The sequence below is a fragment of the Achromobacter sp. 1011811831 genome (assembly GCF_059760905.1).
In genome coordinates this window covers 1-18,302 of record NZ_JCBANG010000112.1, presented here as the reverse complement: position 1 = coordinate 18,302, position 18,302 = coordinate 1, and the positions used below count along the sequence as shown (strand labels likewise).

At 67.9% G+C, this 18,302-nt stretch carries 17 protein-coding genes and 1 tRNA gene; 16 read left to right on the top strand and 2 right to left on the bottom strand.

Translation table 11 applies throughout. The features are described from left to right. Positions 1-522, top strand: a 522-nt coding sequence (locus tag AC6LJ9_RS27485) for a hypothetical protein (RefSeq protein WP_498150005.1), incomplete at its 5' end; no start/stop codon positions are given. Between the two features lie 206 nt (positions 523-728). On the opposite strand, the gene AC6LJ9_RS27480 is transcribed toward AC6LJ9_RS27485, so the two are convergent. After that, the gene (locus AC6LJ9_RS27480) at positions 729-1,532 is read right to left on the bottom strand and encodes a hypothetical protein (protein WP_498150004.1); all 804 of its coding nucleotides are present in this window, start codon (positions 1,530-1,532) and stop codon (positions 729-731) included. Between the two features lie 86 nt (positions 1,533-1,618). Here AC6LJ9_RS27480 and AC6LJ9_RS27475 point away from each other — a divergent pair, with 86 nt between their 5' ends. From AC6LJ9_RS27475 to AC6LJ9_RS27445, 7 genes are all read left to right on the top strand, one after another. Then, entirely contained in the window at positions 1,619-1,864 is a 246-nt protein-coding gene (locus AC6LJ9_RS27475) for a helix-turn-helix domain-containing protein (RefSeq protein ID WP_498150003.1), read from the top strand. 181 nt (positions 1,865-2,045) lie between these two features. Next, positions 2,046-2,447 carry a VOC family protein gene (locus tag AC6LJ9_RS27470; protein ID WP_498150002.1) on the top strand — a complete coding sequence of 134 codons (402 nt, stop codon included), beginning with the start codon at positions 2,046-2,048 and terminating at the stop codon, positions 2,445-2,447. Between the two features lie 42 nt (positions 2,448-2,489). Next, on the top strand, positions 2,490-3,122 hold the full coding sequence (locus AC6LJ9_RS27465; RefSeq protein WP_498150001.1) for a LysE family translocator: 633 nt from the start codon (positions 2,490-2,492) through the stop codon (positions 3,120-3,122). 116 nt (positions 3,123-3,238) lie between these two features. Beyond that, positions 3,239-3,314: transfer RNA gene (locus AC6LJ9_RS27460), tRNA-Asn, on the top strand. 135 nt (positions 3,315-3,449) lie between these two features. Beyond that, positions 3,450-4,364 carry a transcriptional regulator GcvA gene (gene gcvA / locus AC6LJ9_RS27455; RefSeq protein ID WP_498150000.1) on the top strand — a complete coding sequence of 305 codons (915 nt, stop codon included), beginning with the start codon at positions 3,450-3,452 and terminating at the stop codon, positions 4,362-4,364. Between the two features lie 208 nt (positions 4,365-4,572). After that, positions 4,573-5,046, top strand: a complete 474-nt coding sequence (locus AC6LJ9_RS27450) for a RidA family protein (RefSeq protein WP_103271966.1) — start codon at positions 4,573-4,575, stop codon at positions 5,044-5,046. An 83-nt stretch (positions 5,047-5,129) separates the two neighbouring features. Further along, a complete protein-coding gene (locus AC6LJ9_RS27445; RefSeq protein ID WP_498149999.1) occupies positions 5,130-6,341 on the top strand; it encodes an aminotransferase class V-fold PLP-dependent enzyme in 1,212 nt (403 codons plus the stop codon). 6 nt (positions 6,342-6,347) lie between these two features. Here the strand turns inward: AC6LJ9_RS27445 and AC6LJ9_RS27440 are convergent, their stop codons facing one another. Continuing rightward, positions 6,348-7,241: a DMT family transporter gene (locus AC6LJ9_RS27440; RefSeq protein ID WP_212313406.1), complete on the bottom strand. Its 894-nt coding sequence runs from the start codon at positions 7,239-7,241 to the stop codon at positions 6,348-6,350. A 162-nt stretch (positions 7,242-7,403) separates the two neighbouring features. On the opposite strand from AC6LJ9_RS27440, the gene AC6LJ9_RS27435 reads away from it, so the two are divergent. The 8 genes from AC6LJ9_RS27435 to AC6LJ9_RS27400 all read left to right on the top strand — a co-directional run bounded on the left by AC6LJ9_RS27435 (position 7,404) and on the right by AC6LJ9_RS27400 (position 18,130). Continuing rightward, entirely contained in the window at positions 7,404-8,294 is an 891-nt protein-coding gene (locus AC6LJ9_RS27435) for a helix-turn-helix domain-containing protein (RefSeq protein WP_498149998.1), read from the top strand. Between the two features lie 80 nt (positions 8,295-8,374). Next, positions 8,375-9,781 (top strand): DUF2868 domain-containing protein, encoded by a 1,407-nt coding sequence (locus AC6LJ9_RS27430; RefSeq protein ID WP_498149997.1) that lies wholly within the window; start codon positions 8,375-8,377, stop codon positions 9,779-9,781. Beyond that, the gene (locus AC6LJ9_RS27425) at positions 9,774-11,162 is read left to right on the top strand and encodes a GTPase/DUF3482 domain-containing protein (RefSeq protein WP_498149996.1); all 1,389 of its coding nucleotides are present in this window, start codon (positions 9,774-9,776) and stop codon (positions 11,160-11,162) included. Before AC6LJ9_RS27430 ends, AC6LJ9_RS27425 begins: the two co-directional genes overlap by 8 nt. Before the next feature lie 361 nt (positions 11,163-11,523). After that, a complete protein-coding gene (locus AC6LJ9_RS27420) occupies positions 11,524-13,131 on the top strand; it encodes an ABC transporter substrate-binding protein (protein WP_103271961.1) in 1,608 nt (535 codons plus the stop codon). Positions 13,132-13,220: 89 nt separating this feature from the next. Then, on the top strand, positions 13,221-14,192 hold the full coding sequence (locus AC6LJ9_RS27415) for an ABC transporter permease (RefSeq protein WP_498149995.1): 972 nt from the start codon (positions 13,221-13,223) through the stop codon (positions 14,190-14,192). Positions 14,193-14,229: 37 nt separating this feature from the next. Continuing rightward, positions 14,230-15,156, top strand: a complete 927-nt coding sequence (locus AC6LJ9_RS27410) for an ABC transporter permease (protein ID WP_498149994.1) — start codon at positions 14,230-14,232, stop codon at positions 15,154-15,156. Between the two features lie 7 nt (positions 15,157-15,163). Next, a complete protein-coding gene (locus AC6LJ9_RS27405; protein WP_498149993.1) occupies positions 15,164-16,891 on the top strand; it encodes a dipeptide ABC transporter ATP-binding protein in 1,728 nt (575 codons plus the stop codon). A gap of 30 nt (positions 16,892-16,921) precedes the next feature. After that, positions 16,922-18,130 (top strand): metal-dependent hydrolase family protein, encoded by a 1,209-nt coding sequence (locus tag AC6LJ9_RS27400; RefSeq protein ID WP_498149992.1) that lies wholly within the window; start codon positions 16,922-16,924, stop codon positions 18,128-18,130. The last annotated feature ends 172 nt before the right edge of the window (positions 18,131-18,302 follow it).

Sequence of the window (18,302 nt, the reverse complement as noted above, 5' to 3'; positions counted from 1 at the left end):
GCCTGCCTCGGCCCGCTTGATCGCTTCGATGATCTGGCTGTCTGTGAATCTCGACTTCTTCATGCTGTAGAACTCCTCAACGAGAAAATTCTACTTCTGGATGCGACGCTTCTAGGGGGGGATTACCGGAACTTTCGTCGCAAGCGTCGGGTTGTAGAAACTGCTGCGAACACTGCCGATAGCCTTGTCGAACTTGGGCGCGAGTTCCCGAAGCGCGATGCTGTCGGTCTTGCGCTTGTAGGTGTCAGGCACCCAACGTTCGGTCTCGTCGTAATGAAGCTTCGAATGCGTTTCGGCGTTGATGCCCACAAGGAAGCTGGGCGAATGGAAGATGATGGCGGCAACGCCCTTGCTTTCGAGCATCGCCGCGCGCACCTTCGTCGGGCCGTCCGCTTGCTTCGCCTGTTCGCGGACATACACCCTGATTTCGCTTTCAAGGCTGGCATGCCTGGTGCGCGGCGTGAATTCGCGTTCGGCCTGCGCTGCGCCGTCGCGGAACAGAACTTCGGCCCGGCCAGATAGGCCTGCTAAAAACCGTCGCGTCCGCGGAAATCCGATAAGCCGGAGTCGATACCCATGCCTGCACTTGCGACCACTACGATAGCGTAGGTGCTAGATACGAGCCGTGCTGCGCGTTGGATGGCAGAGAGTGTTGATTGAACCGTTGCGCTCACGCCTGTACTTGGGCGTAGGGGCAACAGTTCATACCGACGGCTTCTTGCCAGATTTTATGATTTCCCGAGGCCTATGCCAGACCAGTCTTTTTCACATTCCCATCGGATAAATCGAGGAAAGTTCTCCGATGAAAGTTCCGTCGAAGAGATTTGATAGCGCGCGCTAATGATGTAGCCGAATATCAAATGGTCCCGACCAGAAGCGTTCACCGTAGTTAAGTAGTCTTGGCTGGCGCGTGCAAGGTCTTCGCGTTTCATGCCGTTCGCCTGCGCCGAGTCAACGACCACTGCTACATCGTTTACCCATTGGTCACAGGATAGATTGGCGGAATCTTCATGCTTCGGCGCTGCCGTACCTGCGGCGTCTCGCGGCGCGGTAGCAGGAACAGCGGGCGACTGTATGCTCGGAGGCCTAGTCGGCTGACTGTCGGTGCCCGCTGATGCTGGCCTTGCCGTATCTGTCCATCCCAAATTGAACATGCAGCCTTTTATGACGGCATCTCGCTCTCGCCTGGCCCGAATGGTTGCGCCCAACGCCGCACCTTGAGAAAGCCCTGACGAGAAGCCACTCCCAAAGTTGTTGGTGGGAGTGATTGTTCCGGAATGAAAACTGGTCTGCGGGCCGTTTGGACCCAACGTGGTTGTCGTGCCGGCGACGGCGTAGCTTTGTTGCGAGGAAGTATCGAGCCGTATTTCGGGCATTGGGGCAGCCCCTGCTGCAACACGCGTGCAGTACCCCTCGTCAATCGCCAGCTGGCGGGCCAGGATAGACGGGTCACTGATACTCGCGTTGTGCCAAGTCGTACTGCACCCGGCCAGCGTGCCGGTCACCAGGAAAAACCAAGCCCTGTATTTCATTTTTTTCGCTCCGCTTTGATGAGATTTAAAAGCAGTAGATTGTAAATCTGTAGAGTACAGGACGGGGATAAGCGAATCTCAGCGGCATGACGAAGCCGCCAGTTCCCGTGCCGGGAGATGCCCGCCGCCGTATTTCGGCCAACTTGAAGCGCTATCGCGCCGCCCGAGGCATCAGCCAGGAAGCCCTTGCCGAGCAAGCCGACTTTCATCGGACCTACATATCGCAACTGGAACGATGCGTGACGAATATTTCGATCGACGGTCTGGAACGGCTAGCCAGCGCCTTGGAAGTAGACGTTCTGGACCTACTCCAGCCCGATCGGACCACATGAGCGTAGCCCCCCCCCGAATACAGCGCTGACACAATTCCAGCCCCGTCAGCTTGATGGTATTTTTGTTGGTATCTTGAAAAGGGAAAATTGGCAGGCCGAGTATTCATGCGGCTTTTAAGCAACAGTGCGATTCCTTTCACCGCACCAACGGATTCTCCCCGCAACCTGGAGACGCAGATTCATGTTCAGCCACATCACGGTCGGCGTCAGCGACCTGACTCGCGCATCTGTGTTCTACGACGCGATCCTGCAGCCGCTAGGCCTGCGCCAGCGGCCCGTCACGCCCGATGGCGGCCCCGAGTCGCGCTGCTGGGTCATCCCCGGATCGACGCTGCCACGGTTCTACGCCTACTCGCCGTTTGACCGCAAGCCGGCCACCGTGGGCAATGGCAGCATGGTGGCGTTCCTCGCCCCCGATGCAGAAGCGGTGAAACAGGCGCATGCCGCCGGGCTTGCCGCCGGCGGCGCCGATGAAGGCGCCCCGGGCCCCCGGCCCCACTACGGCGACGGCTACTATGGCGCCTACCTGCGCGATCCCGACGGCAACAAGATTCACCTGGTCCATCGGGGCGACATCGTCTAGCACACCGGGACGGCCAGTCCCGCCATCGCGAGGCCCAAGGCCATGGTCATCGAACACCTGCAACAGCTGCTGCCCGTCTACGCGACCTATCTGATCGCCACCGCGAGTCCCGGTCCCAGCAACATGGCCATCATGGGCGTGGCGATGAGCCAGGGCCGCGCATCGGCCCTGGCCCTGGCGCTGGGCGTCACGACCGGCAGCATGTTCTGGGCGGTCCTCGCGGCCACGGGCATCTCCGCGCTCCTGGCGAGCTATGCCGATGCGCTGTTCGTCATCAAGATCGCCGGCGGCCTGTACCTGCTCTATCTGGCCTGGAAAGCGGCCAGGTCGGCGCTCACGGCGGGACGCCCGTCGTCCGCAGCAGGCGGCGCGACGTCGAGCAAGCGGCAGCTCTATCGCCGTGGCGTCCTGCTGCACCTCACCAATCCAAAGGCCGTGCTGGCCTGGATCGCCATCATGTCCCTGGGGCTGCGAGCCGACTCGCCCGCGTACTCGTTCCAGGCCATCATCGCGGGTTGCGCGATGCTCGGCGTGCTTGTCTTTGGCGGATACGCATTGGTGTTTTCCACGCCGCTGATGGTCCGGACCTACCAGAAGTCGAAGCGCTGGATAGAAGGGATCCTGTCCGTGGCCTTCGCCTATGCAGGCATCAGGCTGTTGCTGTCGAAGACATAGGCCGCACCCCGGCCTGAAGTACCGGCATCCGTCGGACATGGCGTGTTTCCAACGGCCCGCATCCGCCGTTTTGCATTCCTCGAAAAATTTGTGCATAATTCGCCCCCTCTACCTGTTCCCCGATAGCTCAGTCGGTAGAGCGACGGACTGTTAATCCGCAGGTCGCTGGTTCGAGCCCAGCTCGGGGAGCCAAGATTTCGCAGTACCCGCAGTACCCCTGAAGAGCCCGCAACCCAGGTTGCGGGCTTTTTGCATTTGCACCGGCCAGGCGTAGCATGACGCGCATCCGCCGGCCCCGTTCCGGCCCCAGCCATCCGTCATGCCGCCATGCGCTCCCTGCGATCCCTGCCCGCCCTGGTTTCCCTGCGCGCCTTCGAGGCCGCGGCCCGGCGCCTGAGCTTCAGCCTGGCGGGGGAGGAGCTGTACGTCACGCAAAGCGCGATCAGCCATCACATCCAGAAGCTGGAAGCCGAACTCGGCGCCGCGCTGTTCGAACGCCGCACGCGCGCCGTGGCGCTGACGCCCGCGGGGCAGGCCTACTACGAGCGCGTGCATGCCGCGTTCGAGCTGCTGCGCCAGGGCACCGAGGAAATCCGCGCGCCACAGCGCCCGCGCCGCCGGCTCAGGATCGGCCTGCTGTCATCCTTCGCCACGCGCTGGCTGGCGCCACGGTTGCCGGCGTTCGGCGCCGCGCATCCCGATATCGAACTGCAGCTGCAACCCGACATTGGCCTGGCGGACGTCGCCGGCGGCGAGGTCGACGCCGCCATCCGCTACGGCCGGGGGACCTGGCCCGGCGTGCGCGCGCGCCTGTTGATGCGCGAGCGCCTGTCCGTGGTCTGCGCGCCGTCGCTGATCGCCGGCCGGAAACGCCCGCGCGCGCCGCAAGACCTGCTGCGCCATCCGCTGCTGACTTCGCACTCCCACAATCCCTTCGAATGGCCCGCCTGGGCGCGGCTCGCGGGCGTGGACCTGGGCGGCGCGCAGAACGTGCCGCTGCACGACTACAACATCGTCATCGAGGCGGCGCTGGCGGGCCAGGGCGTCGCGATGGGCCGGCACCGCATGATCGCCGCGCAGCTGGCCAGCGGCGCGCTGGTCGAGGCCTTGCCCGGCCTGGCGCTGGACGATCCGCGCATCGGCTGGTGGCTGGTCACGCCCCGGGGCGCGGCGGATCCCGACGTGCAGACGCTGCACGACTGGCTGGTCGAGGCGGCCGCGCAAGCCGGCGCGCCGGCCTGATCCCCGCCATTCCGCAACGCTTGCCGCCGTGGCGGCCGCCTTGCGTCCCGGGAACGGCGTCGGACATGGCGCCTCGCCCCGGCAACGCATTACTTTTATTCATGTGTGCCCGGGGAAAATTGATTGGTCAAGGCGACCCCGGGCCGATAGCATGGCCTGAAGCTGGAACGCTCCTTTTCCCTTCATTCCCTTTTCAGGCAGGTAATCCATGTCCCGCACCATTTCCGCCCGCGTCGCCGAACTCGGCCTGACGCTCGAAACCGCCTCCGCCCCCGCCGCCAACTACGTGTCCTACGTGCAGGAAGGCAATCTGCTCTATATCTCGGGCCAGATCTCGCGCAAGAACGGCCAGGCCGCCTATCTGGGCCAGCTCGGCGGCGCGGTGTCCGAGGCCGACGGCGTGGAAGCCGCCCGGCTGTCGGCGCTGGGCGTGCTGTCGCAGATCGCTGCTGCCACCGGCGACCGCCTGGACCGCGTGGCGCGTGTGGTGAAGCTGGGCGTGTTCGTCGCCAGCGCGCCGGATTTCAGCCGCCAGAGCATCGTCGCCAACGGCGCCTCGGACCTGATGGTGGCGGTGTTCGGCGACGCCGGCCGCCACTCGCGCAGCGCCGTCGGCGTGGCCGCGCTGCCGCAAGGCGTGGCCGTCGAGATCGAAGCCGTGGTCGCGCTGACGGCCGCCTGAGTCCGTCTCACACCTGAAGCGCGGCACGCGCCGGGCAGTCCCGCCGGCCCAGGCGCGCCGCGCCCGTCTCATCATCCGCCGCCATGACCTCGATCCTGACCGACCACGACGTAGCAGCGCTGCGCGCCGCCACTCCCGGCACGCGCAGCGCCATCCATTTCAACCACGCGGGGTCCTCGCTGCCGTCGAACGGCACGCTGGATGCGATCCGCGCGCACCTGCTGCGCGAAGCCGAACGCGGCCCGATGGAAGCCGGCGTGGCCGCGCGCGCGGAGACCGAATCGGCGCGCGCCCTGGCGGCGCGGCTGTTCAATGCGCAGCCGGACGAGATCGCGCTCACCGGCGGCAATTCGCCCGGCTGGGGCGCGGCCTTTGCCGCGTTCGCGACGGCCAATCCGTGGCGGCCCGGCGACCGCATCCTGGTGGGCCGGCACGAATGGGGCGGCAATCTCGCCTGCATGCGGCTGCTCGCCGAGCGCGCGGGCGCGCGCGTGGAGACCGTTCCGTCGGACCAGGACGGCTGCGTCGATCCCGAGGCGCTGCGCGCCATGCTGGACGAACGCGTGCGCCTGATCGCGCTGACCTGGCTGCCCGCCAACGGCGGCCTGATCAATCCGGCCGCCGCGATCGGCGCGGTGGCGCGCGAACACGGCATCGCCTATTTCGTGGACGCCGCCCAGGCCGTGGGCCAGTTGCCCATCGACGTGGAGCAGGTCGGCTGCGACGTGCTGGCCGGCGCCGGACGCAAGGCGCTGCGCGGCCCGCGCGGCACCGGCCTGCTGTATGTGCGGCGCGATTTCCTGCCCAGGCTCACGCCGGCCTGGGTCGACACCCACAGCGCGCCGCTGGGTCCCGACGGCGCGCCCATGCTGCGTCCGGACGCGGCGCGGCTGGAATCGGCGGAAGCGTCGCTGGCGCTGCGCTGCGGGCTGGCCAATGCGCTGCGCGAGGCGCTGGACATCGGCCTGGATGCGATCCGCGCCCGCGTCGACGCCATCGCCCAGGGCCTGCGCGCCGAACTGGCCGCGCTGCCCGGCATCACAGTGCTGGACCAGGGCCGCGAACGCTCGGGGCTGGTGTCGTTCAATGTGGCGGGCCTGGACGCGCCGGCGGTGCAGCGCGCGCTGGCCGCACAGGGCGTGACCATCGGCAGCAACGGCGTGAGCTACACGCCGCTGGACATGACAGCGCGCGGGCTGGCGCAGATCGCGCGGGCCTCGGTCAGCTACCTGACCACGCAGGACGAGATCGGCCGCCTGCTGGACGCGCTGCGACAGTTGCCGCGCCAGGGCTGACGCGTCTCAGGCCACCGCCCGGCGCGCGAAGGGCGTCCACTTGGTGAAGACCAGCAGATTGCCCAGCATCACCAGGGCCAGCCCCAGCAGCGCCGGCATCGTCCACTGATAGCCTTCCGCATAGGTCGAGACCGACAGCGCCACCACCGGGAACAGCACCGTGCAATAGGCCGCGCGCGCCGGCCCCATGCGGCCCACCAGCGTCAGGTAGGCCGTGAAGCCGATCACCGACCCCGGTATCGCCAGATAGAGCAGGGCGCCCACATAAGGCGTGGAAGTGTCGAAGCGGAAGGGCTGGCCGGTCGCGACGCAGCCCGCCAGCAGGATGGCTGCCCCGTACAGCATGCCGTAGGCGTTGCCGGTCAACGGCCGGATGCCGTTGCGCTGCTGCAGCGATGACAGCATGTTGCCCGTCGAGAAGCAGAACGTGCCCAGCAGCGCGAAGCCCAGGCCCAGCAGCGTCTCGTGGCTGGCCTGCTGGCTGGCCAGTTCGGGCCAGAACAGCAGCACCAGGCCCGTGAAGCCCAGCGCGCCGGCCAGCATCACGCGCGGCGCGACGCGGGTGCCGAACCACAGGCGGGCATTCAACGCGTTCCACAGCGTGGCGGCGGAGAACACCACCGATACCAGCCCGCTGGGGATCCATTGCGTGGCGGTGTAGAAGCACAGGAAGTTCAAACAGAACAGGCACAGGCCCTGTCCCAGGCACATCAGATGCCCGCGCCGGTCCAGCTTCTGCAGCTTGCCCAGCAGCAGCAGGCCGGCGAACAGCACCAGGCCCGCCAGCGCGAAGCGGTAGAAGATGGACACGGGAATCGCCACCACGCCGAGTTGCAGCTTGATGGCGATCCAGGTGGTGCCCCAGATGATGACGGTCAGGAGATACAGGAATAGATTCACGATGCGGCGCGTGGCAAGAAAATAGGGGACATGCAAATCCGGCGGCAGGCCGCCGTGCGCTCATAGTGTGCGCCGCCCGACCCGGCGGCGATTGCCGTTTCTTGCGCTTATTGCTCGCGCGCCCGCGCGCGGCGCGCGCGATCGCAGTAGCATGTGATTTCCATGGGCACCGTCGCGTCGGCACCAGCCGATTTCTCCGTCTTCCGCACCCTGTCCGGCTCCACCGCGACGCTGGAACGCGCGGCCACGCTCGGCGAGGGCCTGGCGATCTCGCAATGGTCGCGCAGCGCCCGCGAAACGCTGGGCTACGACATGCCCGGCCACCATACCCTGTCGCTGTACCTGCGCGGCGGCGAAAAATCCTTCCGCGTCGGCCTGGACTCGCTGCACGGCGGCGCGGGCAAGTTCTGCGTGCTGCCCGCCGAGCATTACTCGCGCTGGAGCATGAACGACAACGTGCGCTTCCTGCACCTGTACATCGCGCCCGAGCGGCTGGCCCGCGAAGCCGTCATGCGTCTGGACTGCGAGCCGCGCGCGCTGGAACTGCGCGACCGCACCTACATCCACGACGACTCGCTGACCGACGTCTGCCGCTCGCTGCTGGGCGCGGACTGGAGCCGCCCCGATCAACGACTGGCGGCCAGCAGCGCCGCCGAGACCGTGCTGCACCAGCTGCTGCACCAGGGCGTGTCGCGCAAGACGCCGCAACCCGCACGCGGCGGCCTGGCCCCCGCCGTGCGCCGGCGCGTCATGGACTACGTGGACGCGCACCTGGACGCCCCGCTCACGCTGGCTGAGCTGGCCGGCGTGGCGGCGCTGTCCACCTATCACTTCGCGCGCATGTTCCACGCCTCCTTCGGCGAACCGCCGCACGCCTGGGTGCGCGCGCGCCGGATCGAGCGCGCCAAGGCCCTGCTGACCGCCGGCAAGGGCGACCTGGCCGGGGTCGCGCAGGCCAGCGGCTTCGGCAGCGCCAGCCATCTGTCGCGGGTCTTCCGCGACGCGGCCGGCGTCACGCCAGGCCAGTACCGCAGCGCCCGCGCCGGGCGCTGAGCCGGCGCGCATCTCCCCTACAATGGGGCACCGCCCGCCGCGGCCCCGCGCCGCTGTGGCAACCTGGTCCGAACCTGCCCATGCCCCTGGACGACGCCTCCCGCCGCCCGCTGCGCGAGTACTGGCTCGCCGAGATCATCCGCCTGCGCGAAACCCATTGGGGCCCGCTCGAAGACACCGAGGCCGTGCGCGCCGCGCGCCGCGCCGAGGGCGGCCTGCCGGCCCGCATCCTGGTCCGCGCCCACCGGCTCGCCGAACGCGAACAACTGCCCGCCCAGCTCCAGGCCTGGACCCGCAGCGCGCTGGCCGTGCTGGCCGCGCTGTTCGCGCTGGCGCTGTTCTCCGGCATCGGCCTGGCCCTGGGCGCGCTGGGCGACGGCGCGCGGCCCGTCAACGTGCTGTGGGCGCTGGGCGCCCTGCTGGGCCTGCACGCGCTGACCTTCCTGTTGTGGCTGGCCAGCTTCCTGCTGCGTCCGGCCGCCGCCACCGGCCTGGGACGGCTCTGGCTGTGGATCACGCGCAAGCTGGCGCGCGGCCCGGATACGGCGCTGGCGCCCCAGGCCCTGCTCAATCTGCTGGCGCGCGCCGGCGCGCTGCGCTGGCTGTTCGGCACGGTCAGCCACCTGCTCTGGCTGACGGGACTGTGCGCCGCCCTGGCGACGCTGCTGACGGTGCTGTCCACCGCCAGCTATCGCTTCATCTGGGCCACCACGCTGCTCGCGCCGGACACTTTCGTCTGGCTGACCCAGGCGATCGGCTGGCTGCCGGGCCTGGCGGGCTTCCCGTTGCCCGACGCCGCCACCGTGCTCGCCAGCGACGGCGTCCAGACCTTGCCGGCCGCCGCCCAGGTGCAATGGTCGCTGTGGCTCATCGGCGTGGTGGTCGTCTATGGGGTGCTGCCCAGGCTGGCCGCCGCGCTGCTGTGCCTGGTCGTGCTGCGGCGCAGGCTCGCCGGCCTGCGCATCGACCCCACGCTGCCCGGTCACGCCGCGCTGCGCGACCGGCTGGAACCCGCCGTGGTCTCCACCGGCCTGGACCGCCCCGTCGACCCGCTGCACGAGCCGCGCCTGCCCGCGCCGGCTCCTGCCGGCCTGGACGGCCGCCCTGTGCTGCTGGCGCTGGAACTGCCGTCCGACCTGCCCTGGCCGCCGGCCGCCGCGCCCGCCGGCATCCAGATCGCCGGCCGGCTCGACACGCGCGAGGAACGGCGCCGCATCCTCGACGCGCTGGCCGACGCCGCCGCCTCGCGCCTCCTGATCGCCTGCGACGCCCGGCAGACGCCGGACCGCGGCACGCTCACGCTGATCGCCGAACTGGCCGCGCACGCGCAGCAGACGCGCGTCTGGCTGCTGATGCCCGCGCACGAGGACGGCCCGGCGCGCGCGCCGCTGTGGCGCGCGCAGCTCGCGGCGCTGGGCCTGCCCCCGCAGGCCGTGCTGGCGGCATCCGCCAACTCGCTGGCCTGGCTGGAGACCGGACATGGCTGATTCCCTGATCCGCATCGCCGTGGTGGGGCACACCAACACCGGCAAGACCTCGCTGCTGCGCACGCTGACGCGCGACACGCGCTTCGGCGAAGTCGCCGACAGCCCCGGCACCACGCGCCACGTCGAAGGCGCGCGCCTGCGCATCGAGGGTGGCGACGCGCTGGAATGGTTCGACACGCCCGGCATGGAAGACAGCATCTCGCTGCTGGAATACCTGGAGCGGCTGGAGGCGCCCGGCGAACGGCTGGACGGACCGGCGCGCGTGCGCCGCTTCCTGGATACGCCGGAAGCTCACGGCCGCTACGAACAGGAAGCGCGCGTGCTGGCCAAGATGCTGGACTGCGACGCGGCGCTCTACGTCATCGACGCGCGCGACCCGGTGCTGGGCAAGCACCGCGACGAACTCGACATCCTGGCCGCCTGCGGCCGGCCCTTGCTGCCCGTGCTGAACTTCGTCAACGCACCGCAGCATCGCGCCGCCGACTGGCGCGCGGCGCTGGCCCGGCTGGGCCTGCACGCAGTGGTGGAATTCGACACGGTGGCGCCCGCGCTGGACGGCGAACAGCAGCTGTACGCCCGGCTCGCCGTGCTGCTGGACCGCCATGCCGCCGCGCTGGCGCGCCTGTCCGACGCGCTCTCGCGGCAGCGTCGGGAACGCCGCGCCGCCGCCTTCGAGCTGCTGGCCGACCTGCTGATCGACGTGGCCGCGCTGCGCCTGTCCAGCCCCAATGACGCCGACGCGCTGGCGGCGGCGGCCGAACGCCTGCGCGCGCTGGCGCGCCAGCGCGAACAGGCCTGCGTCACCGCGCTGCTGGCGCTGTACAACTTCCGCCCATCCGACATCGACGCCGATGCATTGCCGCTGCAGGGCGAGCGCTGGGGCATGGACCTGTTCCATCCGCAGGCGCTCAAGGACATGGGCCTGCAGCTGGGCATGGGCGCGGCCGCCGGCGCCATGGCTGGCGCGGCCGTGGACCTGTTCAGCGCCGGCCTGAGCCTGGGCACGGGCATGCTGATCGGCGCGGCCGCGGGCGGGCTGTGGCAAGGCGTGGAAAAGCTCGGCAAGCGCGTGGCGGGCAAGCTGCGCGGCTGGCGCGAGATCAGCGTGGACGACGCCGTGCTGCGCCTCCTGGCGCTGCGCCAGCGCGAACTGATCGCCGCGCTCGAACATCGCGGCCATGCGGCGCGCACGCCCATCCGGATCGTCCCGCATGATGGCGAGGACCTGCGCAAGGGCGCCTTGCCTGCCGCGCTGAAAGAAGCGCGCAGCCGGCCCGAATGGTCGGCGCTGGGCCAGTCCCACGAGGACAGCGAACGCCGCAAGACCATGCTGCGCGAGCTTGCGCGGACGCTGTCCGCCGACGCGCCCACGGCCGGCTGACAGCGGCCGCCCGATTGGCGCTCAGACACCATTCATGCGCCCTGGCAAGCACGTACTATCCCCAATCCAAACCGATTGACGCTTAAAAGAATGGCTCTATAAGATGCCTTCTGCATGGGCGTGGGTCCGTCCCCCTCATGACGATGAATCACAAAATGGGGTTGGGTATATCGTGAAGCCGAAGTCCTGCGCAGTGATGTACATCAAGGCTCCCGCCGGCCGACCCGCATGCCGCGTCGCGCGGCGTCCATTCCCCAATTCCGTCTCGTCGTAAGCAGCAACGCCATGCCCCGGACTCCTCCAGGGGTCGGGGCCCATTCCTCTGCCGCGCGATCCGCGCACCATACGGAGCATCAGGGCTATGCGTACTTTCCCCGCTTTCAAACAGGCTGCGCTGACGGCGGCCCTGGTCGCCTCGCTGGCCTTCAGCGCCGGCGCCGCGGCCAAGACCTTCCACTGGTCGTACCAGGGCGACGCCTCGTCCATGGACCCGATGGCGCTGAACGAGACTTTCACGCTCGGTTTCCAGGGCAACATCTACGAAACGCTGGCCGGCTACGACGGCGAGCTGAAGCTGACGCCGCTGCTGGCCGAAAGCTGGGAAAACCCCGAGCCCACCAAATGGATCTTCAAGCTGCGCAAGGGCGTGAAGTTTCACGACGGCTCGCCCTTCACCGCCGACGACGTGATCTTCACCTGGAAGCGCAGCCTGACGCCGGGTTCCGACATGAAGGGCTACGGCGCCAAGGCGTCCGACATCAAGAAGATCGACGACTACACCGTCGAAGTCACCACGCCCGCGCCCAATCCCATCCTGCCGCGCGAATGGGCCTTCCTGTACATCATGAGCAAGACGTGGTCCGAGAAGAACAAGACCACCGAGGCCACCAACATCAAGGGCGACAACCAGGGCAACTACGCCAACCTGCACGCCAACGGCACCGGCCCCTTCATGCTGGCCGAGCGCCAGCCCGACGTGAAGACCGTGCTCAAGCGCTATGACGGCTACTGGAACAAGAACATCAAGACCAATATCGACGAGGTCATCTTCCAGCCCATCACGCAGGAAGCCACGCGCGTGGCCGCGCTGATCTCGGGCGAGATGGACCTGGTGCAGCCGGTGCCGGTGCAGGACTGGAAACGCCTGGAAGACGCCAAGGGCGTCAAGCCGCTGACCGCGCCCGAGGCCCGCGCCATCTTCATCGGCATGGACCAGAGCCGCGACGAGCTGCTGTTCTCGGACGTGAAGGGCAAGAACCCCTTCAAGGATCCGAAGGTGCGCGAGGCCGTGGTGCTGGCCGTGGACACCAAGATCATCAACGACAAGATCATGCGCGGCGCGGCCAAGCCGCTGGGCTCGCTGGTCGCCACCTCGATCAACGGCTATGACGAGTCCTACGGCGCGCCGTATAAGCCGGATCCCGAGCGCGCCAAGAAGCTGCTGGCCGAGGCCGGCTATCCCAAGGGCTTCTCCGTCACCATGGACTGCCCCAACGACCGCTACGTCAACGACGAAAAGATCTGCCAGGCCGTGGCCGGCATGCTGACGCGCGTGGGCATCAAGGTCAACCTGCTGGCGCAGACCAAGTCCAAGTACTTCGGCAAGATCCTGCTGCAGGCCGGCAACCAGACCAGCATGTACATGCTCGGCTGGACGCCCAGCTCCACCGACGCGCACAACGCGCTGCTGAACCTGGCCGGCTGCCGCGACGCCAAGACCGCCTCGGGCCAGTTCAACCTGGGCGGCTATTGCAACAAGAAGGTCGACGAGCTGATCACCCAGATCGGCACCGAGACCGACCAGGCCAAGCGCAACGCGATGATCAAGGAGGCCTTCGGCATCGTGCGCGCCGAGTACGGCTACCTGCCGCTGCACCAGCAGCCCATGTCCTGGGGCGTGAAGGACAACATCAAGGTCATCCAGCGCGCCGACGACGTGCTCGACCTGCGCGACGTCGTGCTGCCCTGATATCGGGCGCAGCCTTTGCCGGGCGGCCTCGGCCGCCCGGATCGCGATACGGCCGCCCCCGCCGCCGGCTTTCTTGAGGGCCACACCCCATGCTTTCCTTCATCGCGCAACGACTCTTCCAGTCGCTGCTGGTCATGCTCACCGTGGCGTTGATCGCCTTCGCCATGTTCCGCTACGTGGGCGACCCCCTGGCCACCATGGTGGGCCAGGACACCACGGCGGAACAACGTGAACAACTGCGCGAGCAGCTGGGCCTGAACGATCCCTTCGTGGTGCAGTACGCGCGCTTCGTGGCCGACGCCGCGCGCGGCGACTTCGGCGTCTCTTACCGCCACCGCCGTCCGGTCAGCGAACTGCTGGAAGAACGCCTGCCCGCCACGCTGGAACTGTCCTTCGTGTCCGCCGTCATGGCGCTGGCGCTGGGCATTCCCATGGGCATCTACACGGCGCTCAAGCGTCACGGCGTGCTGTCCAAGGCCTTCATGGCCATCTCGCTGGCCGGCATCTCCCTGCCCACCTTCCTGATCGGCATCCTGCTGATCCTGTTCTTCGGCGTACAGCTGCGCTGGCTGCCCAGCTTCGGGCGCGGCGACGTGGTCGGGCTGGGCTGGTGGACCACGGGCTTCCTGACCAAGTCCGGCCTGCTGGCGCTGATCATGCCCGCCATCACGCTGGCGCTGTTCCAGATGACGCTGATCATGCGGCTGGTGCGCGCCGAGATGCTGGAAGTGCTGCGCGCCGACTTCATCAAGTTCGCACGCGCCCGCGGCCTGCCGGAGCGGCTGATCAATTTCCGCCATGCGCTCAAGAACACCATGGTGCCGGTCATCACCATCACCGGCCTGCAGCTGGGCTCCATCATCGCCTTCGCCATCATCACCGAGACCGTGTTCCAGTGGCCCGGCATGGGCCTGCTGTTCATCCAGGCCATCAGCACGGTGGACATCCCCGTCATGGCGGCCTACCTGGTGCTGATCGCATTCATGTTCGTGGTCATCAACCTGATCGTCGACCTGCTGTATTTCGCGGTGGACCCGCGCCTGCGCGTGCAGAGCAAGTAAGGCAGGCACTTTCCAGGACGAACGTAAAGGAATCCGCATGACCGCCCGCATCGCCCCCTTCTTCGCGCGCGCCGCCGACAGCGATCTCTGGTACAGCTTCAAGCGCTCGCCCGCCGCCGTCATTGGCGCCCTCGTCACGCTGCTGATCGTGCTCGGCGCGGTGTTCGCGCCGCTGATCGCCCCGCAGAATCCCTTCGACCCGGGTCAGGTCCTCATCATCGACGCCAATACGCCGCCGTCCTGGGAAGAGGGCGGCAGCGCGGCCTTCATGCTCGGTACCGACGACCAGGGCCGCGACATCTTCTCTGCCCTGCTCTACGGCTCGCGCGTGTCGCTGCTGGTGGGCCTGGCCTCGGTCGCGTTCTCGATGGTGCTGGGCGTCACGCTGGGCCTGATCAGCGGCTACGCGGGCGGACGCGTGGACAGCTTCATCATGCGCATCGCCGACGTGCAGCTGTCCTTTCCCGCCATCCTGGTGGCGCTGCTCATCGACGGCGTGGCGCGCGGGCTGCTGCCGCGCGACATGCACGACGAGCTGGCGATGTACGTATTGATCTTCGCCATCGGCACCTCCGGCTGGGTGCAGTATGCGCGCACCGTGCGCGGCTCCACGCTGGTCGAGCGCAACAAGGAATACGTGCAGGCCGCCCGCCTGATCGGCATCGGCCCCGTCACCATCCTGCGCCGCCACATCCTGCCCAACGTGATGGGGCCGGTGCTGGTGATCGCCACCATCCACCTGGCCGTGGCCATCATCACCGAGGCCACGCTGTCCTTCCTGGGCGTGGGCGTGCCGCCGACCGCGCCGTCGCTGGGCACCTTGATCCGCATCGGCAACAGCTACCTGTTCTCGGGCATGTGGTGGATCTCCATCTTCCCCGGCATCGTGCTGGTGGCGCTGGTGCTGTCCGTCAACCTGCTGGGCGACTGGCTGCGCGACGCGCTCAATCCGAAGCTGCGCTGAGAACATCATGGCCCTGTTGAACATCGACGACATCCGCATCGAATTTCCCAGTCGCCGCGGCACCATGGTGGCGGTGGACGGCGTGTCCCTGAGCCTGGAGAAAGGCGAGATCCTGGGCGTGGTGGGCGAATCCGGCGCCGGCAAGTCCACCATCGGCAACGCCGTGATCGGCCTGCTGGAAGCGCCCGGCCGGCTGGCCGGCGGCCAGGTGTTGCTCAACGGCGAACGCATCGACACGCTGACGCCGGCGCAGCAGCGCCGCGTGCGCGGCCGGCGCATCGGCATGATCTTCCAGGATCCGCTGACCTCGCTGGATCCGCTGCAGACCGTGGAAAGCCAGCTGGTGGAAACCATGCAGGTGCACCTGGACCTGTCCCAGGCCGAGGCCGCCAAGCGCGCCGTGCAATTGCTGACGCAGGTCGGCATCGACAAGCCCGAGCTGCGCGCCAAGCAGTATCCGCACCAGTTCTCCGGCGGCATGCGGCAGCGCGTGGTGATCGCGCTGGCGCTGTGCTGCGAGCCGGAAGTCATCATCGCCGACGAGCCGACCACGGCGCTGGACGTGTCCATCCAGGCGCAGATCCTGGAGCTGCTGCGCAAGCTGTGCCGCGAAGAGCAGGTTGGCATGATCATCATCACGCACGACATGGGCGTGATCGCCGACGTGACCGATCGCGTGGCGGTGCTGTATCGCGGCAAGCTGGTCGAAGAGGGCGCCACCGCCAAGATCCTGGGCGATCCCGACCATCCCTACACCCGCAGCCTGATCTCGGCCGTGCCCCGGCCCGACATCAAGCTCACGCGCTTTCCGCTGGTCACCTACATCGAGGACGTGAAGACGCCGGCGCAGCCGCTGGACATCGCCACCCACTGGCTGGGCCAGCGGCGCGACTTCGGCGGGCGCGGCGACGGTCCGCTGGTCGATGTGCGCGGCCTGGGCATGCGCTTCGTGCTCAAGAACGCGTTCCTGAAACGCAACCAGCGCACGCTGGACGCGGTCAAGAACGTCGGCTTCGCCATCGGCGAGGGCGAGGTCTTCGGCCTGGTGGGCGAGTCCGGCTCGGGCAAGTCCACGGTCGCGCGGCTGATCTCCGGGCTGTACACGCCGTCGGCCGGATCGGTGCACTTCGGCGGCACCGACCTGACCGCGCTCAAGGGCGAGAAGCAGCTCAATCCCTTCCGCCGCCAGATCCAGATGATCTTCCAGGATCCGTATTCCTCGCTGAATCCGCGCATGCGCGTGCTGGACATCATCGCCGAGCCCATCCGCTTCCACCGGCTGGCCGACAGCGAGGCGCAGGCGCGCCGCATCGTCGCCGACCTGCTCGACGTGGTAGGCCTGGGCGAGCGCGCCGCCCAGCGCTATCCGCACGAATTCTCCGGCGGCCAGCGCCAGCGCATCTGCATCGCACGCGCCCTGGCCACGCGTCCGCGCTTCCTGATCTGCGACGAGCCCACCTCGGCGCTGGACGTGTCCATCCAGGCGCAGATCCTGAACCTGCTCAAGGACCTGCAGGAACAGCTCGGCCTGACCATGCTGTTCATCAGCCACGACCTGCCTGTGATCCGCCAGATGTGCGACCGCGTCGGCGTGATGCGCCATGGCGAACTGCTGGAAGTGGCGGACACGGAAACCCTGTTCGATCGCCCGCAACACCCCTATAGCCAACACCTGCTGGGCCTGATGCCGCGCCTGCAATCCATGTCCCGCGAGGGGCTGGACGTGGCCGGCTAGGGCCGCATGCACTGAACCAAGGAACGAGACATGAGCACCTCGCAGCAAACCCTGTTCATCGGCGGCCTGGTATTCGATGGATTGGGCAAGACCCTGGCCGGACACGGCGTGCTGGTCCAGGACGGCCGCATCGCGCGCGTGGCGCCGGCGGCCGAGTTCGAAGGCTATGCCGGCCGCAAGGTCGACACCGCCGGCATGACGCTGATGCCCAGCCTGGCGGACTGTCACGTGCACCTGGTCTACACCGGCGGCCCCGACCCCAACGCGCAGATGAACAAGCAGGGCCCGGCGCAGATCACGCTGACCGCGCTGGAGAACGCGCAGGCCAGCCTGCGCGGCGGCGTCACCGCGCTGCGCGACTGCGGCGGCAAGGACTACCTGGAATTCGGCGTGCGCGACGCCATCGCGCGCGGCGTCTTTCCCGGTCCGGCGATCAGGGCGTCCGGCCGCATCATCTGCATGACCGGCGGCCACGGCAACCGCATCGGCCGCGTGGCCGACGGCTGCGAGGAAGTGGTGAAGGCCGTGCGCGAGCAGGTCCATGCCGGCTGCGACCTGGTGAAGATCATGGCCACCGGCGGCGTCATGACGCCGGGCGTCAGCCCCATGGACGCGCACTACAGCTTCGCCGAGATGAAGGCCGGCGTGCACGAGGCCAAGCGCTTTCGCAAGAGCACGGCCAGCCACGCGCAGGGCACGGAAGGCATCCTGAACGCCGTGCGCGCCGGCATCGATTCCATCGAGCACGGCATCTTCATGGACGAGGAATGCCTGCGCGAGATGCTGGAGGCCCGGACCTACCTGGTGCCCACCATCGCCGCCGTGCGCAACATCGTGGCCAATGCCGACAACGGCATCCCCGCCTACGCGGTGGAAAAGGCCCGCGCCGTCGAACAGCGCCACCGCAAGTCCATCCAGATGTACTACAAGGCCGGCGGCCGCATCGCCATGGGCACCGACGCGGGCACGCCGTTCAACCTGCATGGCGAGAACGCCATGGAGCTGGCCTACATGGTGGAGTTCGGCATGACGCCGGTGGACGCGCTGGTCGCGGGCACCTCGCGCGGGCACGACCTGATGGGCATGGACGGGCACGGCGCCATCCAGGACGGCAACGCCGCCGACCTGCTGCTGGTACAGGGCGATCCGACCCAGGACATCACGAAGGCGGCCGACAAGCGCTTCCATGTGGCGGTGCTGCAGGGTGGCGTGGTCCAGGCAGGCGCCTTGCCTGGGTGAGTATCACGGGCGCAGCGCCGCGTTGCGCTCGCCCACGCCAATGAAAACGGGCTGATGCGCGCAAGGCGCATCCTGTCTCTTATTCACAACTCCGAGCCCACCAGACGCAACATGGAATCTCGTATTCCGTCTTCTGCTTGTAAAAAAAAAAAAAATACAATTCTAATCTAAC

Bases quoted from the DNA above. Each gene is read 5' to 3' on its own strand.
- AC6LJ9_RS27480 (WP_498150004.1), bottom strand. From the start codon at position 1,532: ATGAAATACAGGGCTTGGTTTTTCCTGGTGACCGGCACGCTGGCCGGG.
- AC6LJ9_RS27475 (WP_498150003.1), top strand. From the start codon at position 1,619: ATGACGAAGCCGCCAGTTCCCGTGCCGGGAGATGCCCGCCGCCGTATT.
- AC6LJ9_RS27470 (WP_498150002.1), top strand. From the start codon at position 2,046: ATGTTCAGCCACATCACGGTCGGCGTCAGCGACCTGACTCGCGCATCT.
- AC6LJ9_RS27465 (WP_498150001.1), top strand. From the start codon at position 2,490: ATGGTCATCGAACACCTGCAACAGCTGCTGCCCGTCTACGCGACCTAT.
- gcvA (WP_498150000.1), top strand. From the start codon at position 3,450: ATGCGCTCCCTGCGATCCCTGCCCGCCCTGGTTTCCCTGCGCGCCTTC.
- AC6LJ9_RS27450 (WP_103271966.1), top strand. From the start codon at position 4,573: ATGTCCCGCACCATTTCCGCCCGCGTCGCCGAACTCGGCCTGACGCTC.
- AC6LJ9_RS27445 (WP_498149999.1), top strand. From the start codon at position 5,130: ATGACCTCGATCCTGACCGACCACGACGTAGCAGCGCTGCGCGCCGCC.
- AC6LJ9_RS27435 (WP_498149998.1), top strand. From the start codon at position 7,404: ATGGGCACCGTCGCGTCGGCACCAGCCGATTTCTCCGTCTTCCGCACC.
- AC6LJ9_RS27430 (WP_498149997.1), top strand. From the start codon at position 8,375: ATGCCCCTGGACGACGCCTCCCGCCGCCCGCTGCGCGAGTACTGGCTC.
- AC6LJ9_RS27425 (WP_498149996.1), top strand. From the start codon at position 9,774: ATGGCTGATTCCCTGATCCGCATCGCCGTGGTGGGGCACACCAACACC.
- AC6LJ9_RS27420 (WP_103271961.1), top strand. From the start codon at position 11,524: ATGCGTACTTTCCCCGCTTTCAAACAGGCTGCGCTGACGGCGGCCCTG.
- AC6LJ9_RS27415 (WP_498149995.1), top strand. From the start codon at position 13,221: ATGCTTTCCTTCATCGCGCAACGACTCTTCCAGTCGCTGCTGGTCATG.
- AC6LJ9_RS27410 (WP_498149994.1), top strand. From the start codon at position 14,230: ATGACCGCCCGCATCGCCCCCTTCTTCGCGCGCGCCGCCGACAGCGAT.
- AC6LJ9_RS27405 (WP_498149993.1), top strand. From the start codon at position 15,164: ATGGCCCTGTTGAACATCGACGACATCCGCATCGAATTTCCCAGTCGC.
- AC6LJ9_RS27400 (WP_498149992.1), top strand. From the start codon at position 16,922: ATGAGCACCTCGCAGCAAACCCTGTTCATCGGCGGCCTGGTATTCGAT.